Here is a 16,372-nt window from a genome sequence, read left to right on the forward strand (position 1 = left end):
CCGCCCGGATCGGCACATCGAGCGTCAGCCGTGGTCGAACTCCCCGGCCCGCACACCCGCCACGAACGCGTCCCATTCGGCCGCGGTGTAGCGGTGCGGGGCGAGGCTGCGGTCCTTCGTGTCGCGGACGGCCACGCCGCCATCGGGGTGGAAGGCGACCTCGACGCATCCGTCACCGCCGCCGTTGCCCTGGCTGAAACTGCTCTTCCGCCACTCGAGGCCAGGCGGGACGGGTGCGGGCATCGGGCACCTCTCGGTCGGCTACATCTCGGCCGCCACCCGCTCGACGAGAGCAACGGACTCGGCCGGGCTGAGGGCCACCGAGCGGACACGGTCGAACACGAGCCTAGCGCGGGCCACGTCCTGCGCCTTCTCGATGTGCACCGCACCCATCGAGTGCTCCACGTAGGCCATGTCCGGTTCGCCCAGCCCGTCGAAGTTGAGCACGGTGAACGCCCCACCCATCGCGGCGTGCGCGCCCACCCCGCTCGGCACGACCTGGAACGTCACGGTGTCCAGCCCGGCGGCGTCGATCAGGTACCGCAGTTGGGCACGCATCACGGCGGGGCCGCCGACCGGCCGGTGCAGCACCGCCTCGTCGACGATCGCCGCCAGCTCCAGTGGATCGGTGGCCGAGGTCAGCCGCTCCTGGCGGATCATCCGGACCTCCACCTCACGCTCGACCGCGTCCGGGCTGTGCGGGGTCACCGAGGCCGCGAACAGCGCTCTGGCGTAGTCAGCCGTCTGCAACAGGCCGGGCACGTAGGTAACGGTGAAGTCCCGGACCGACCCGGCGGCGGCCTCCAGAGGGACGTAGCACTGGTCGCTCAGCCCGTACTGCCGCCACCAGCCCCGCTGTGCCGCCTCCCGGGTGAGCGCGATGAGCTCGCCCCAGCGGTCGCCCCCGACGTCGTAGAGGTCGAGCATGCTGCGCACCGCGTGCACGTCGACCGCCTGGTGGGCGTTCTCGATGCGGCTGAGCTTGCTCGGCGACCAGTCGAGCTCCGGCGCCGCCTCCTCGAGCGTCATGCTCGCCGACTCGCGCAGCTCCCGCAGCTGCCTGGCGAGCCGTCTCCTCGGCACCGTCGCCCCGCTCCGCACGCGCACACTCCGCTCTCCGCCCCCGGCCGATGACCGATCGTGGCAGGTGGGTGACCGGAAGTGAAAGTTGCAGGTCCGGTCAGGCTAAGACGAGGTCCACGGCGTCGTGCACGGGCCGGTAGCCGATCCGCGGGTACAGCCGGTTGGTCGTCGGGTTGGCGAGGTCGGTGAACAGCAGCACCCGCTGCGCGCCCGCGTCCAGCGCCCACTGCGAGGCCGCGGCCGTGACCGCGGCCGCGTAACCGCGCCGCCGGTGCTCGGGCGGGGTGTAGACCGGCCCGATCCGCGAGATCCCGGAGACCACCGGCCGGGCGCACGCCTGGGCCACCGGCCGGCCGTCGACCTCCCAGAGCATCTCGCCCGCGCCCAGCCGCAGGGACCGGACCACCGTCTCCCGTGGCGACAGCGGGTCCGTCCAGTCGCGCCGCTCCTCGTCGACGAACGCCCGCCGCCAGCCGGCGAGCACGTCGGCGTCGCCCTCGTCCGCCGCGCGGGCCACCCCCGGGACACCGGACGGCGGCGCGAGATCCCCCAGAGCGAACAGGCGCATCCGCCGGTCCACCTGTACCCGCGCACCCGTCGCGGCCGTATGAGCGGTGGCGAACGCCTCGGCCTCCGCCGTCGGCCCGCTCGCTCCCGCCACGTCCGGATCGGCGGCGCGCAGCGCGTCCACGACGGCGGCCGCGTGCGACGGCGGGACGGCGGAGACGAGCGCGGGCCGGCCCGGGGTGCGCAGCGCCGCGGCGACGAGCTCCCCGCCGTTGCACACGGTCACCAGCGCCGCGACCGGACCGCCACCGCGACAGAGCGTGTCGAGCACGGTGAGCGCCATGTTGTGGCGCAGCGGGTCGGCGTCCAGCAGTGGCCGGGCGACGCGGGCGAACGCGACGGCGTCGTCGTGCAGCACGATCTCCACGCCCCCGACTGTGCAGCCCGCCGCCGTTGCAGCAAAGCCACTTTCCCGCAACGTGGTGGCGTGAAAGTGGCTTTGCTGCAACCCGGGACGCCGCGAGCGCCGTGGACTCAGAGCACGGGCAGGTACGTCGCCAGCTCGTACGGGGTGACCTGGCGGCGGTAGTTGTCCCACTCCACCCGCTTGTTGCGCAGGAAGAAGTCGAAGACGTGCTCGCCCAGGATCTCGGGCACCAGCTCGGAGTGCTCCATCGCGGCGAGCGCCTCGGTGAGGTTCTGCGGCAGCGCCTCGTAACCCATCGCCCTGCGCTCGGTCTCGGTGAGCGACCAGACGTCGTCCTCGGTGGCGGGCGCCAGCTCGTAGCCCTTCTGCACACCCCTCAGGCCGGCGCCGAGGATCACGGCGAAGGCGAGGTAGGGGTTGCAGGCGCTGTCGAGCGTGCGGATCTCCACCCGTCGCGTGGAGGCCTTGCCCGGCGAGTACATCGGCACGCGCACCAGTGCGGAGCGGTTGGCGTGGCCCCAGGAGACGGCCGTGGGCGCCTCCCCGCCGGTGATCAGCCGCTTGTAGGAGTTGACCCACTGGTTGGTGACGGCGGTGATCTCCCGCGCGTGCCGCAGCACCCCCGCGACGAACGCCTTGCCGGTGTCCGACAGCTCGTAGGGGTCGTTCGGGTCGTGGAACGCGTTGCGGTCGCCCTCGAACAGCGAGAAGTGGGTGTGCATCGCCGAACCCGGGTGCGCCGAGAACGGCTTGGGCATGAACGACGCCCGCACGCCCTGGGTGAGCGCGACCTCCTTCACCACGTACCGGAAGGTCATGATGTTGTCGGCCATCGTGAGGGCGTCGGCGTAGCGCAGGTCGATCTCCTGCTGGCCCGGGCCGCCCTCGTGGTGGCTGAACTCCACCGAGATGCCCATCGACTCGAGGGTCTCGATCGCGTTGCGCCGGAAGTGCGGCGCGACGTCGTGGCTGGCCTGGTCGAAGTAGCCGCCGGAGTCGGCCGCGATCGGCGGCGTGCCGTCGTCGGGCAGGCTCCGCAGGAGGTAGAACTCGATCTCCGGGTGCACGTAGCAGGTGAACCCCGCCTCGCCCGCCTTGGACAGGGCACGGCGCAGCACGTGCCGCGGGTCGGCCCACGAGGGCGAGCCGTCGGGCATCGCGATGTCGCAGAACATCCGGGCCGAGTAGTGCTCGCCCGCGGGTGACTCCCAGGGCAGCACCTGGAACGTCGACGGGTCGGGCCGGGCCACCATGTCCGACTCGTAGACCCGCGCGAAGCCCTCGATCGCGGAGCCGTCGAACCCGATGCCCTCGGCGAACGCGCCCTCCAGCTCGGCGGGTGCGACGGCCACCGACTTCAGGTAGCCGAGCACGTCGGTGAACCAGAGCCGGACGAAGCGGATGTCGCGTTCCTCGAGGGTGCGGAGCACGAACTCCTGCTGGCGGTCCATGGGCGCCGAGCCTAGGAACGCCGCGTTACAGGCATGTTTCGCGCCTGCTCGGACGGTGCGACTCCGGTCACCGGTGTGCTCCTCACAGCGTGCAGCTCGCGCCCTCGGCGGGCAGCTGCAGGTCGATCAGGTAGGCGTTGACGATGTCGTCGATGCAGGCGTTGCCCTGCAGCGCCGCGGTGTGCTGGTTGCCCTCCACGGACAGCAGGCTCCCGCCGAGGGCCTCGGCGAGGTCGACGCCCGCCTGGTACGGGGTGGCCGGGTCGCCGGTCACGGAGATCGTCAGCGTGGGCGGCAGCCCCTCGACCTGCGGGATGTGCGGCTCGCTCGTCGGCGGGGCCGGCCAGAACGCGCACGGGTCGAGCGCGGCGACCACGCCGCGGCCGTCGTCGCGGAACGGGGCGGCCTCGTTGGCGCGGCGGATCAGCTCGGCCTGCTCCGCGCGGTCGGTGATCCGCTCCTCGTCGACGCAGCTGATGACGACGAAGGCCTCGATGCTGTTGCCGTACGTGCCGTCCTGGGCGCGGTCGTTGTAGATGTCGGCCAGCCGCAGCAGGATCGTGCCGTCACCGGAGGCGAGCCCGGAGATGCCGCGGGACAGCACCGGCCACAGCTCCTCCAGGTACAGCGCCTGGATCGTGCCCGTGACCGCGTCGGGGTAGGACAGCGTCCTGGCCCCGCCCTCGGCCGGGATCGGGGCGTCGATCAGCGGCCGGGTGAGCGCCTGGAAGGCGGCCGTGGCCTGCGCGGGGTCGGTGCCCAGCGGGCAGTTCGGCTGCTTCGCGCAGTCGGCGGCGTACGCCTCGAACGCCTGCTGGAAGCCCGCGTTCTGCGCCACGGTGCGCTCGACCGTGGTCTGGGTGGGGTCCAGCGCACCGTCGAGCACGAGCGCGCGGACGTTCTCCGGGAACGCCTCGGCGTAGGCCGAGCCGATCCGCGTGCCGTAGGAGTAGCCGACGTAGTTCAGCTTCTCGTCGCCGAGCGCCTCGCGGAGGATGTCGAGGTCGCGCACGACGTCACGGGTGCCGACGTTGGCGAGCACGTCGGCGCCGCCGGACCGCTCGGTGCACTGCTGGGCGTACTGGCGGTTCTCCGCCTCGGTCTGCTCCACGCCCGCGGGCGAGGGGTCGACGTCGAGGTCGGCCCGCTCGGCCTCCCACTCGGCGTCGTTGAGGCAGTCGATGGTCGGGGTGCTGGCGCCGACGCCGCGCGGGTCGAACCCGACGAGGTCGAAACGCTGGCTGAGCGGGCTCGTGGCGAGGCTGCCGGCCAGGGAGGCCACGAGGCTCATGCCGGACGCGCCGGGGCCGCCGGGGTTGAACAGCAGCGAACCGACCTTGTCGCCGGTGGCCTTCTGCCGCAGGACGGCGACCTGCGCGGTCTCGCCGTCGGGCTGGGCGTAGTCGAGGGGGACCTCCAGGCGGGCGCACTCGAACGTGTCGGCGGCGAACGCACTGCGGTCCATGTCGCTCGTCGCGTAGTCGGCGCACGGCCCCCAGGACAGCTCCTGGTCGTAGAACCGCTCCAGGCCGGGCGTGCTCTCCGACTCCGGGGCGGCAGTGCCCGTCGTCGACTGGGCGCAGCCGGCCAGCACAGCCACAACGCAACAGAGGGCGGCGGCGAGGACGGGGGAGCTTCTCCGTACGGGCACCCGGCCAGCATGCCAGGACGGGATCGGCTCGCATCTCCTGCCGCGCCGACCGGCCGGGTTCGGCGCACCGCCACGGCCCCCGCCGCGTGTGAACCTCGTCGCACGGCCGGTACCTGAGCGCGTCGCGGTGTCACGCTCGGCGGGGTCAACACCTGACGACCCGGGGACCCGCAACGGGCCTCGAGGGAGGACGGACGATGATGTCTGAGAAGCCCACCAGCGCGCCCGCGATCTCAGCCGAGGTGGCGCCGCCGTACCGCTCGGGGCCGCTCGCCCCCGCGGCCGGCAGGCCGAAGCGGACTCGCATCCACCACCTGCGCGAGCTCAAGGAACGCGGCGAGCGGTGGCCGATGCTCACCGCGTACGACATGTACTCCGCGGAGATCTTCGACGAGGCCGGCATCCCGGTACTGCTCGTCGGCGACTCCGCCGCCAACAACGTCTACGGCTACGACAACACGCTGCCGGTGACCGTCGACGAGCTCCTGCCGCTGGTCAAGGCCGTCGTCCGGGGCACCCGCTCCGCGCTCGTCGTGGCCGACCTGCCCTTCGGCAGCTACCAGATCGGCCCCGAGCAGGCGCTCGACACCGCCTTCCGGTTCATGAAGGAGGGCGGCGCGCACGCCGTCAAGCTGGAGGGCGGCGCGCGCTTCGCCCCGCAGGTGGAGGCGCTCGCCGCGTCCGGAATCCCGGTCATGGCCCACCTCGGGTTCACCCCGCAGAGCGAGCACGCGCTCGGCGGCTTCCGGATCCAGGGCCGCTGCGACGCCGCCGAACAGCTCGTCGAGGACGCCCTTGCCCTGCAGGCCGCGGGCGCGTTCTCGGTGGTGCTGGAGATGGTGCCCGCCGACGTCGCGAAGCGGGTGACCGCCGAGCTCGCCATCCCGACAATCGGCATCGGCGCCGGACCCGACACCGACGCCCAGGTGCTCGTCTGGTCGGACATGGCCGGCATGAACCGCGGCCGCAAGCCCCGGTTCGTCAAGCAGTACGCCGACCTCGGCGGGGTCCTGCTGGACGCCGCGAAGCGGTTCGGCGACGACGTGCGCGGCGGCGCCTACCCCGACGCCGAGCACTCGTACACCTGAGACCTCCCGCACGGGCGCGGACCTCGAGCCGCGCCCGTGCGGTGACGTACCCCGCGAGTCGCCCGATCCCGACACGCGAGTCGCCCGATACCGACACGCGAGTCGCCCGATCCCGACCCGCGAGTCGCCACGATCGGGCGCGAATCCCCATCGAGCGCGACCGTGCGGCCGTGATCGCGGCCGGCTCGGGCCGGGGCAGGCGCGATCACGGGCAACGGGCCGCCCGCAGCGCCGTGGCCGCGGCCGTCCGGCCGTGATCGCACCCCCGCCCGGCGGCCCGCCGTCGATCAAGGCGCGAACGTCGACCGTGAATCGCTCCAGCACGACATCGACGCCTTGATCGGCGGATCGGTCGCAGACGCGGGCGAGACCGGCACGATCACGGGCGAAGGGTCGCCGGGGCCCATCCAGGAGCAGCCTTCTCGCCGTGATCAACCGCCCGCCGGCCTTCACAGCCGAAATCACGGCCACCGGGCTGGCTGCCCGCAGCGCCCGTGTCGACACCATCCACCCGTGGTCGCGGAGCCGCGCCCGTGCGCGTCCAGCGAGGCGGCCTCACGCCCGCCGCAGGCCCACCACCGGCTCGCCCGCCTCGTACGCGGCCAGCATTGCGACGGCCGGGCACTCCCGGCGCGTCCACCGCTCGCGCAGGGCGTCGAGCCGGGCGAGGTCGGCCGCCCGGCCGGCGAGCGCGATCTCGGCGGCGTCGAGCAGCGCGCCCGTGCCCGCGTGCACCTCGTCGTCGGCCAGCCCTGCGCGCGCGACGTGGCGGTGCGCCGCGGCGTCGGGGGTGGTGCGCCTGCCGCCGAGCGTCTCGTCCAGGACGAGGCCGGTGAGCAGGCTGAGCAGCTCCCCGTACAGCGCCGGGTCGGGGCAGGCGTCGAACGCCTTGAACTCGATGCGCCCCACCTCCGCCGGGATCCGCGCCTGCTGGGTGAGGGACGGGTCGGACGCGACCTGCTCGTCACCTTCGGCAAGGAACACCAGCGCGGCCGGTCGTTGCCCGGTGCGCACGGCGGTGCGCACCGACAGCTCCCCCGACGGCGCCCCGTCGCGGAACGGAGAGGAGAACGACAGCGGCACCAGCCACGGGCTGTAGTGCGTGAGCTTGCGTGCGACGTCGACGAGACCCGCCGCGTCGAGGTGTGCGCACGACAGGTTGAGGTCGGGACCGTAGGTCGACATGTGCACGTGCGCCGTGCGCTCCTCGGGCGAGCCGAGCCGGTGCCCGCGCTCCCACGCGTTGAGCGGCGGCTCGATCGCGTACTCCGACCGGATCGGGTTGAACGCGACGACCGCCGTGCACAGGCCCGCCGGGGCGAGCGCGCCGTCGAGCCGCGCGAGGTCGGCCCGCAGCGCGCCGACCGCGGCGTCCACCGAGTCGTGGATCCGCGTGCGGACCTCGATGCCCTTGGGATCGCAGCGCACCAGCCCGCCGTGGTCGTCGAACCGCTCGTAGCCCTCCACGTACCAGCGCTTGCGCTTGATGCCCTGGTCGCCGACCCGCAGGTCCGGGTAGTCGCCCGGGTCCTCGGGCAGGCCGTCGATCACGCGTTGGAGCTCGTCGAAGGTGGTGTCGGTGTAGTCGGCGAACCGGCCGTCGGCGTGCAGCAGGGCGCACTCGTGCTCGATGCCGTAGCGGAACGCGCGGTCCTGCACGTGTCGACCTCCGAAGGGGATGGGGGCGGATCGATCTGCCATCGAGTGAGGGTAGCCTTATCTGAACCCGACGTTGGGAGTTTGCGTGGTTCTCGGCAACATCCCGGGCGCGCCGGTCGTGGACGACCCGCTCGCGCTGCTGCGCGACCGACGGTCCCGGCCCGCCCTGACGGCCCCGGCACCCGACCGCGACGTGCTGCGCCACCTGCTGACCGCCGCATGTTCGGCCCCGGACCACGGACGGCTCCGCCCGTGGCGGTTCATCGTGGTCGACGACGCCGCCCGCGGTTCGCTCGGCGACTCCTTCGCCGCAGCCCACGCCGAGCGCGACCCGTCCGCAGACCCCGCCGAGCTCGACCGGACCCGCGCCAAGGCGCTGCGCGCGCCCATGATCGTGATCGTCGTCGGCACGACCCGGCCGCACCCGAAGGTGCCGGAGTGGGAGCAGCGCGCGGCCGCCGCGTGCGTCGCCCACGGCGTGGTGCTGGGCGCCCACGCACTCGGTTTCGGCGCGATGTGGCGCACCGGCTGGTTCGGGGAGGCGCCGAAGGTCCGCGCCCACCTCGGCCTGGCCGACGGCGAGGAGGTCACGGGGTGGATCTACCTCGGCACCCCCGCCGGCGCGGCCCCTGCGCCCCGGCCGGCGACGGAACCGCCGGTGACGTGGCTGGGCTAGAGCCGCCGGCCCGCTCGACGGCCGTCCCCAGCGGTGATCAAGGCACAAACGTCCCTGTTGGATCGATCCAGCACGACATCGGCGCCTTGATCACGGCATAGCTCGCCCGTCCGCCGGTCGGCCCCAAGATCACCGCGAGATACGCGTCCCCGCACCCGGAACGACGACAACAGCACTCTCGCGGCGATCACCCTCCCCAAGATCACCACAAGATGACCCGATCCGCGATCTCAACGACAACAACAGCACTCTCAGGACGATCACCGCCCCGGTAGCCGCCCAGCCGGCAAGATCACGCGAGATACGCGTCCCAGCACCCGGAACGACGGGAATAGCACTCTCGCGGCGATCACCACCCCCGCGATCGCCATGAGATGACCCGATCGGCGGTCTCAACGACAACAACCGCACTCTCGCGCCGATCACGGCGTCCGGTCAGGCGGTGGTGAACTCGATCCGGCCCGTCTCCGGGTCGACCTCGGCCAGCCGCACCCGCACGACCGCCCCGGCGCGCAGGGGCCCGCTGCACCTGGCCAGCACCGGCGGGTCGGGCACGTAGATCTCCCCCGGCTCACCCTCGGGCCCGCCCGGCCGCAACACCACCGCGGCGAACTCCTGCCCGACCCGCCCGGCGAGCACGGCGGCCTCCGTGCGGTCGACGCACGCCCGGTCGACCTTGCCGGCGAGCGCATCGGAGGCGGCCATGAGATCGGGCAGGGTGGGCAGCGCCTCCCGCAGCCACGACGGCGGCTCCTCCCCCGCCGTCACCGCGAGGCACAGCTCGGTGCAGAACCGGTCGGCGAGCCGCCGCAGCGGCGCCGTCACGTGCGCGTAAAGGGCGCCGACTCCGCCGTGGCCCGGGTCGGCGGGCGGCTCCACCCCGCCCGCCCGGTCGAAGGCCGCGTACCCGGCGCCGCGCAGCAGGGTGGTGGCGGCCCGGCGCAGCGCCAGCGCCGCCGGGGTGTCGGACGGCAGGTCGGCCAACAGCTCGGCGACGCTCGCGCCCTCGGGCCAGGTGAACCCCAGCTCACCCGCCGTCTCGCGGAACGCCGCCAGCGCCTCCGGATCCGGGGTGGGCAGCGTGCGCAGCAGCCCGACCCCGGCATCGAGCATGATTCGCGCCGCCGACATCCCGGCCAGCAGTGAGATCTCGGCGTTCCAGTTCTCGACGTCGAGCCGCCGCCGCACCTGGACCGTCCACCCGCCCGCGCCGTCGGGCACGACCTCCTGCTCGGGCAGCTCCAGCTCGACGGCCTCGCGCCGCACGGCGAGCGCGCGCCGCAGCGGCCCGAGCTCGGGCAGGGCCGCCAGCGCGGGGTGCACCGTCCCGGCGTCGATGTCGGCCTGCACGCCGGCGTAGTCCAGCCGGGCCCGCGACCGCACGACGGCCCGCCGCACGTCCACCGCGACCGACTCGCCCGCATCGTCGAGGTCGATCGTCCACAGCACGGCCGCGCGCGGGCCGTCGGGCAGCAGGCTCGCGGCGTCCTCCGACAGCACCGGCGGGTGCAACGGCACCGACCCGTCGGGCAGGTAGATCGTCTGCCCGCGCTCGCGCACCTCGCGGTCGACGGCGCCGCCGGGCGTCACGACGGCGCCCAGGTCGGCGATCGCGTAGTGCACCCGGAACCCGTCGGGGCGGCGGGTGACGCCGAGGGCCTGGTCGAGGTCCTTGGACCCCGGAGGGTCCACCGTCACCAGCTCGATGTCGGTGGCGTCCACCCGGCCGGGCCCCGCCTCCGGTCGTGCGGCGGCAGCCGCGGCCGCCTCGGCCAGCACCGCCGGCGGGAACTCGGCGGGCAGCGCGAACTCGGCGCGGACGGCGTCGAAGTCGGGATGCACGGATGCAGCCTGGCACGGGACGGCGGCCCGGCGCCCGCGGACCGGCCGATCAGCGCCGCGGACGGCCCCGACCGCCGTCCGCGCTACAACCAGCGCGGCAGGGCGGGCGGGCGCGTGCCCTCCGTGGTCCGCAGCACCTTGCCCGCCGACCGGCCCATGAGCCACGCGGCGAGCTCGGCGACGCGACCGCTCACCTCGGTGCCGCTGCCGTCGCCGAGCACCCACGCCGCGTCCCGGTCGGTGGCGCGCAGCCGCAGCGACGGACAGTCCGGCTTCGCCCCGACGGTGCGGGTCGCGTCCGCCATCAGCGCGTCCAGCATCGGCGCGGGCAGGTCGGCGAAGGACGCCCCCACGTCGAGGTCGACGGCGTGGATCCACATCTCCCGCGCCCGCAGCCACGGGATGTCCACGGCGGCGATTTCCACGCCCTGCACGTTGCGCACCCGCGCCGACCACGCCTGCGCCGGCATCGCGCGGACGACCTGCGCCAGCCGGTCCGACGACTCGATCACGTCGGCCCGGATCTCCGCGGGCGTGCGCCCGGCGCCGGCCTCGATGTCGGCGTTGCGCTGCTCGACGCTCGCGTAGGCCGGGGTCGGGACGCCGGTGCGCGCCCACGTCAACAGGTTGATCATCCCGTCGGCGTTGCGGGCGATGTGGGTGAGCACGTGCGCACGGCTCCAGCCCGGCAGCGCCGAGGGGGCGCGGAACGCCTCGTCGCCCATGCGCGTCATCAGTCCGCGCAGGTGGGCCGCGCCGTCGCCCGCCCAGGCCAGGCCGTGCGCCAGTGACGGGCCCGGGGTCACGCTTTCTCCTCGGCCCGACAGGTGTTGCGGCACTCGCCGACCCCGGCGACGGCGGTGACGATCACGGCCCCGTCGGTCAGGTAGCGCGGGGGCTTCCGCGCGTGGCCCACGCCGCCCGGCGTGCCCGTGGCGATCACGTCACCGGGGTTGAGCGTGAGGATCGTCGAGAGGTAGACCACGAGGTCCACGGGGCCGAACACCAGCTCCGCGGTGCTGGAGCGCTGCATCGTCTCGCCGTCGAGCGTGCTGCTGATCTCCCAGCCGCCCTCGGGGAGCTCGTCCGGGGTGACCAGCCACGGGCCGAGCGGCGTGGAGCGCTCGAACGTCTTGCCCTGCAGGAACTGCTTCGTGCGATACTGCCAGTCGCGCACGCTCACGTCGTTCAGCACCGTGTAGCCGGCGATCGCCTCGCGCGCCTGCTCCGGCCTGGCGTGCCGGACCGGGCGGCCGATCACGACGGTGAGCTCGGCCTCCCAGTCGATCTTCTCGGAGACGGTGGACAGCACGATGTCGTCGTAGGCGCCGACGAGCGCAGGCGCGAACTTCGCGAACACCGTGGGGTACTCGGGCAGCGTGTTGCCCATCTCCTCGATGTGGTCGCGGTAGTTCAGCCCGACGCAGATGATCTTCTCGGGGGACGGCACGAGCGGCGCGTAGTCGACGTCGCCCAGGGCGTGCACCGGGCCCGCCGCGGCCGCCGCGTGCTCGGCCCAGTCCGGACGCTCCAGCAGCGCCCGGACGTCCGCCTCGCCGGTCTCCACAGCGGCGTCGGCGTCCACCCGCACCGCCCGGTTGCCCGTCGCCGTCCGGATCGTCGCCAGCCTCATCGCGTCTCCTCACCAAAGGTCACGGCGGCAGTCTGGCGGAGTGGTCATCCGGACACATCTCGGGGGCGGCCACCAGGGCGTGACCCTGAGTGGCCGTCCCGCCTGCTGAGATCGTGGTCCGGTCGGTCCGCCGTCAGATCTGCCCGGCCCCGTCGTCGGCGGCGGCGCCGGTGCGCACGGGCAGCGTCGCGAAGACCGCCGGCGGCTCCCGCCACGGGTCGGCCAGGCTCCCCGCCCGCGCGTCCCGCACCGCCCGCCAGACCCGCTCCGGGGTGCACGGCAGGTCGACGTGGCGCACCCCCAGCGGGCGCAGCGCGTCCACCACCGCGTTCTGCACCGCGGGCGTGGCGCCCACGGTCGCCGACTCCCCGATGCCCTTCGCCCCCAGCGGGTTGAGCGGGGTCGGCGTCTCGGTGTTGGCGGTCTCGAACGTGATGAGGTCCGGGGCGGCCGGCATCCGGTAGTCGGCCAGCGTGCCGGTGAGGGGCTGCCCCTCCGGGTCGTGGACGACCTCCTCGTACAGCGCCTGCGCGATCCCCTGGGCCAGCCCGCCGTGCTGCTGGCCCTCGACGAGCAGCGGGTTGAGCACGCGGCCGCAGTCGTCGACCGCGATGTGCCGCACCGGCGTGACCCGGCCGGTCTCGGTGTCGACCTCAACCACGGACACGTGCGCCCCGAACGGGAACGTCGCGTTCTCCTGGCGGAAGTCCAGACCCGCCGCGAGCTCGGCGCCCTCGGCCTCGGCGGCGCCCGCGACCTGGGCCCAGGTGAGCGTGACGCTCGGGACGCCGCTCACCCCGAACTCCCCGGACTCCGTGAGCTCGACGTCGTCCTCCGCGGCCTCGAGCATCGCCGCCGCCCGCCGCCGCGCCTGCTCCAGCACGTCGTCGGCCGCGGAACGCACGGCGTTGCCCGCCATCTGCAGCGACCGCGACCCGCCCGTGCCCCCGCCACGCGGCACGGCCGCGGTGTCGGACTGCACGAACCGGATCTTCTCCATCGGGATGCCGAGCCGGTCGGCGACGACCATCGCGAACGCGGTCGCGTGGCCCTGGCCGTGCGCCGACGTGCCCGCGGAGATCGTCGCGGAGCCGTCGGCGTGCACTGCGACGGAGCCGAACTCGCTGCCGCTGCCCGCGGTGATCTCCACGTAGACGCTCAGCCCGATGCCGAGCTGCACCGGGTCGCCCGCCTCCCGGCGCGCGGCCTGCTCCTCGCGGAGCTTGTCGTAGTCGGCCAGCCGCAGCGCCTCGCGCAGCGGCAGGTCGTAGTCGCCGATGTCGTACTGCGCGCCGGGCACCGTGGTGTGCGGGAAGCCCGCCGGATCGAGGAAGTTGCGGCGTCGGATCTCCACCGGGTCCAGGTCCAGCTCGGCCGCGGCGAGATCCATCATCCGCTCGATGTGCGCGGTGGCCTCCGGCCGGCCCGCGCCCCGGAACGCGCCCATCGGCGTGGTGGTCGTGAGCGCGACGGCGGCATCGAAGCCGATCTTCGGGATCCGGTACACACCTGGGCTCATCGTGTAGGTCGAGGCGAACACGAGCCCGCCGCCGAACCCCGCGTACGCGCCGGCGTCGGCCACCACCCGGGCCCGCAGCCCCGTGATGACGCCCTCGCGGGTGAGTCCCAGCTCGTAGTACGCCACCTGGCCACGCCCGTGCGGCATCGACTGGAGGTTCTCCGACCGGGTCTCCACCCACGTGACCGGACGCCCGAGCGCGAGAGCCACCCCGACCGCCGCGGTGTGCTCGGCGAGCATCCCCGCCTTGCCGCCGAAGCCGCCGCCGACGTGCGGGGCGATCACCCGGACGCGCTCGGCGTCGCGTCCGAAGAGCTTCGCGGCCTGGTCGCGGAAGCCATGCGGCATCTGCGTGGACACCCAGATCGTGAGGTCGTCGCCGTCCGGCTGCACTGCGATCGCGTTGCCCTCCAGGGGCATGACCGCGAGGCGCTGGTTGACCAGACGCGCCCGGACGACGACGTCGGCGTCGGCCAGCACGTCCTCCTCCGGACCGCGCTCTCCGGCGGCGAGGTTGGTGCCGAGCGCGGGGAACTGCAGCTCCGCGTCCGGCTCGAGGGCCGCCTCCGGGTCGACGACGGCGGGCAGCGGGTCGTACTCGACCTCGACGAGCTCGACGGCGTCGACCGCCGCGGCCTTCGACTCGGCCACCACGACGGCGACGGCCTCGCCGACGAACCGCACGCGGTCGGTGGCCAGCGGCGGGCGCGGCACGTCGGGGTTGACGACCATCAGCCCGTGGTGGGCGGGCAGGTCGAGATCGGCGGCGGTGTACACCGCGACGACACCGGGCGCCGCCGCTCCGGCGGAGGCGTCGATGCCGGCGATCACGGCATGGGCCAGTGGCGAACGCACGAACGCGAGGTGCAGCACGCCGTCGAGGGCAAGGTTGCCCACGTACGTGCTCGCCCCGGTGATCAGGTCGAGATCCTCGACCCGGCGGACAGAGGTACCGAGAATCGATCCAGGCATGCCTGCAGACCCTACGGATCCGGACGCGTCCCTCCCAGCGGTTGACGCATCACGGTCGGACAGGAGAGGGTCTGCGTCCGGAGAGTCTTCGCGCGGCGCCGGCTTTCGTGGTGCCCGCGCGCCCCCCGGGAGGTCGGACTGGTCGGGGGCCGGTCCGGCCTCCCGACCATCTTGTTAGTTTCCTGGGGTGCCCGTGTTCCGCTACACCGACGTGCTCCCGCTGGGTCAGGACGACACCTCCTACCGCAGGCTCGACCTCCCGCCCGGCCGGGTCGTGGAGGCTGCGGGCCGCACCTTCCTCGAGATCGATCCCGCCACGATCACCGCGCTCGTCCGCGAGTCCGTGCGCGACATCCAGCACATGCTGCGCCCGTCGCACCTCGCCCAGCTGCGCGCGATCGTCGACGACCCCGAGGCCTCGCCCAACGACCGGTTCGTCGCCACCGACCTGCTGCGCAACGCCTGCGTCTCGGCCGGCGGCGTGCTGCCGATGTGCCAGGACACCGGCACCGCGATCGTCGTCGGCAAGCGCACCGAGACGGTGCTCACCGGCGGCACCGACGAGGAGGCCGTCTCCCGCGGCATCTTCGAGGCCTACGACGAGCTGAACCTGCGGTACTCGCAGATGGCGCCCACGTCGTTCTGGGACGAGCGCAACACCGGCACCAACCTCCCGGCGCAGGTCGAGCTGTACAGCGCGCCCGGCCAGGCGCCCAAGTACGAGTTCCTGGTGATGGCCAAGGGCGGCGGCTCGGCGAACAAGACCTTCCTCTACCAGGAGACGAAGGCACTGCTGAACCCGAAGAAGCTCGCCGCGTTCCTCGACGAGAAGCTCCGCTCCCTCGGCACCGCAGCCTGTCCGCCCTACCACCTCGCGATCGTCGTCGGCGGGATGTCGGCCGAGTACACGCTCAAGGTCGCGAAGTTGGCCTCGGCGCGCTACCTCGACGCGCTCCCGGCGGAGGGCTCGGACCTCGGGCACGCGTTCCGCGACCGCGACCTCGAGCAGCAGGTGCTGGAGCTGACCCGCGAGTTCGGCATCGGCGCCCAGTTCGGCGGCAAGTACTTCTGCCACGACGTGCGCGTGATCCGGCTGCCCCGCCACGGCGCCTCGCTGCCCGTCGGCATCGCGGTGTCCTGCTCGGCCGACCGGCAGGCCAAGGCGAAGATCACCCCGGAGGGCGTGTTCCTGGAGCAGCTCGAGCGCGACCCGGCCCGGTTCCTGCCCGAGACCACCTCGGAGGACCTGTCCGACGAGGTCGTCCAGGTCGACCTCAACCGGCCGATGGCCGAGATCCGCGCCCAGCTCTCGCAGCTGCCGGTGAAGACGCGGGTGTCGCTGACCGGCCCGCTCGTCGTGGCCCGCGACATCGCCCACGCCAAGATCGCCGAGCGGCTGGAGGCGGGCGAGCCGATGCCGCAGTACCTGCGCGACCACCCGGTCTACTACGCCGGACCGGCCAAGACCCCCGAGGGCTACGCGTCCGGCTCGTTCGGGCCCACCACGGCGGGGCGGATGGACTCCTACGTGGAGCAGTTCCAGGCCGCCGGCGGCTCGCTGGTGATGCTCGCCAAGGGCAACCGCTCCAAGCAGGTCACCACCTCCTGCGCCACCTACGGCGGGTTCTACCTCGGCTCGATCGGCGGCCCGGCCGCGCGGCTCGCGCAGGACTGCATCCGGAAGGTCGAGGTGCTCGAGTACCCCGAGCTCGGCATGGAGGCGGTCTGGAAGATCGAGGTGGAGGACTTCCCCGCGTTCGTGGTGGTCGACGACAAGGGCAACGACTTCTTCGCCGGGGTCAGCCAGCCGACGCTGCAGGTGACTTTCCGCCGCTGACCGCACACACCGTCCGGCGGCGGCACA

At 73.5% G+C, this 16,372-nt stretch carries 13 protein-coding genes; 3 read left to right on the forward strand and 10 right to left on the reverse strand.

Going from position 1 to position 16,372, the window contains the following annotated elements; genetic code table 11:
• Nucleotides 1–24: 24 nt before the first annotated feature.
• The 5 genes from KME75_RS05315 to KME75_RS05335 form a co-directional block, all read right to left on the reverse strand.
• The gene (locus KME75_RS05315) at nt 25–243 is read right to left on the reverse strand and encodes a DUF397 domain-containing protein (protein ID WP_219413394.1); all 219 of its coding nucleotides are present in this window, start codon (nt 241–243) and stop codon (nt 25–27) included.
• 18 nt (nt 244–261) lie between these two features.
• Nucleotides 262–1,101, reverse strand: a complete 840-nt coding sequence (locus KME75_RS05320) for a helix-turn-helix domain-containing protein (RefSeq protein WP_308282571.1) — start codon at nt 1,099–1,101, stop codon at nt 262–264.
• A 79-nt stretch (nt 1,102–1,180) separates the two neighbouring features.
• Complete coding sequence (locus KME75_RS45630) at nt 1,181–2,017, reverse strand: GNAT family N-acetyltransferase (RefSeq protein WP_219413395.1); 837 nt, start codon at nt 2,015–2,017, stop codon at nt 1,181–1,183.
• Between the two features lie 107 nt (nt 2,018–2,124).
• A complete protein-coding gene (locus KME75_RS05330; protein ID WP_219413396.1) occupies nt 2,125–3,468 on the reverse strand; it encodes a glutamine synthetase family protein in 1,344 nt (447 codons plus the stop codon).
• A gap of 82 nt (nt 3,469–3,550) precedes the next feature.
• Nucleotides 3,551–5,068 carry an alpha/beta hydrolase gene (locus KME75_RS05335; RefSeq protein ID WP_308282572.1) on the reverse strand — a complete coding sequence of 506 codons (1,518 nt, stop codon included), beginning with the start codon at nt 5,066–5,068 and terminating at the stop codon, nt 3,551–3,553.
• Between the two features lie 251 nt (nt 5,069–5,319).
• Here KME75_RS05335 and panB point away from each other — a divergent pair, with 251 nt between their 5' ends.
• Nucleotides 5,320–6,207 carry a 3-methyl-2-oxobutanoate hydroxymethyltransferase gene (panB, locus tag KME75_RS05340; protein ID WP_219413430.1) on the forward strand — a complete coding sequence of 296 codons (888 nt, stop codon included), beginning with the start codon at nt 5,320–5,322 and terminating at the stop codon, nt 6,205–6,207.
• A 555-nt stretch (nt 6,208–6,762) separates the two neighbouring features.
• Here panB and KME75_RS05345 read toward each other — a convergent pair.
• Nucleotides 6,763–7,908, reverse strand: coding sequence for a glutamate-cysteine ligase family protein (locus tag KME75_RS05345; RefSeq protein ID WP_219413397.1), 1,146 nt, complete (start codon nt 7,906–7,908; stop codon nt 6,763–6,765).
• Nucleotides 7,909–7,951: 43 nt separating this feature from the next.
• Here KME75_RS05345 and KME75_RS05350 point away from each other — a divergent pair, with 43 nt between their 5' ends.
• The gene (locus tag KME75_RS05350; protein ID WP_219413398.1) at nt 7,952–8,542 is read left to right on the forward strand and encodes a nitroreductase family protein; all 591 of its coding nucleotides are present in this window, start codon (nt 7,952–7,954) and stop codon (nt 8,540–8,542) included.
• A gap of 435 nt (nt 8,543–8,977) precedes the next feature.
• Here KME75_RS05350 and KME75_RS05355 read toward each other — a convergent pair whose 3' ends face one another.
• The 4 genes from KME75_RS05355 to KME75_RS05370 form a co-directional block, all read right to left on the reverse strand.
• On the reverse strand, nt 8,978–10,384 hold the full coding sequence (locus KME75_RS05355) for an RNB domain-containing ribonuclease (protein WP_219413399.1): 1,407 nt from the start codon (nt 10,382–10,384) through the stop codon (nt 8,978–8,980).
• 83 nt (nt 10,385–10,467) lie between these two features.
• Nucleotides 10,468–11,190 (reverse strand): maleylpyruvate isomerase family mycothiol-dependent enzyme, encoded by a 723-nt coding sequence (locus KME75_RS05360; RefSeq protein WP_308282573.1) that lies wholly within the window; start codon nt 11,188–11,190, stop codon nt 10,468–10,470.
• The gene (locus tag KME75_RS05365; RefSeq protein ID WP_219413400.1) at nt 11,187–12,017 is read right to left on the reverse strand and encodes a fumarylacetoacetate hydrolase family protein; all 831 of its coding nucleotides are present in this window, start codon (nt 12,015–12,017) and stop codon (nt 11,187–11,189) included. Before KME75_RS05365 ends, KME75_RS05360 begins: the two co-directional genes overlap by 4 nt.
• Before the next feature lie 133 nt (nt 12,018–12,150).
• Nucleotides 12,151–14,508, reverse strand: a complete 2,358-nt coding sequence (locus KME75_RS05370; protein ID WP_219413401.1) for a xanthine dehydrogenase family protein molybdopterin-binding subunit — start codon at nt 14,506–14,508, stop codon at nt 12,151–12,153.
• Nucleotides 14,509–14,695: 187 nt separating this feature from the next.
• Here KME75_RS05370 and KME75_RS05375 point away from each other — a divergent pair, with 187 nt between their 5' ends.
• Entirely contained in the window at nt 14,696–16,345 is a 1,650-nt protein-coding gene (locus KME75_RS05375; RefSeq protein WP_219413402.1) for a fumarate hydratase, read from the forward strand.
• The last annotated feature ends 27 nt before the right edge of the window (nt 16,346–16,372 follow it).

The organism is Pseudonocardia nigra (assembly GCF_019396355.1).
Taxonomy (GTDB): domain Bacteria; phylum Actinomycetota; class Actinomycetes; order Mycobacteriales; family Pseudonocardiaceae; genus Pseudonocardia; species Pseudonocardia nigra.

Coding starts and splice junctions, on each gene's coding strand:
- KME75_RS05315 (WP_219413394.1), bottom strand. CDS start 243: ATGCCCGCACCCGTCCCGCCTGGCCTCGAGTGGCGGAAGAGCAGTTTC.
- KME75_RS05330 (WP_219413396.1), bottom strand. CDS start 3,468: ATGGACCGCCAGCAGGAGTTCGTGCTCCGCACCCTCGAGGAACGCGAC.
- panB (WP_219413430.1), top strand. CDS start 5,320: ATGTCTGAGAAGCCCACCAGCGCGCCCGCGATCTCAGCCGAGGTGGCG.
- KME75_RS05345 (WP_219413397.1), bottom strand. CDS start 7,908: ATGGCAGATCGATCCGCCCCCATCCCCTTCGGAGGTCGACACGTGCAG.
- KME75_RS05365 (WP_219413400.1), bottom strand. CDS start 12,017: ATGAGGCTGGCGACGATCCGGACGGCGACGGGCAACCGGGCGGTGCGG.
- KME75_RS05370 (WP_219413401.1), bottom strand. CDS start 14,508: ATGCCTGGATCGATTCTCGGTACCTCTGTCCGCCGGGTCGAGGATCTC.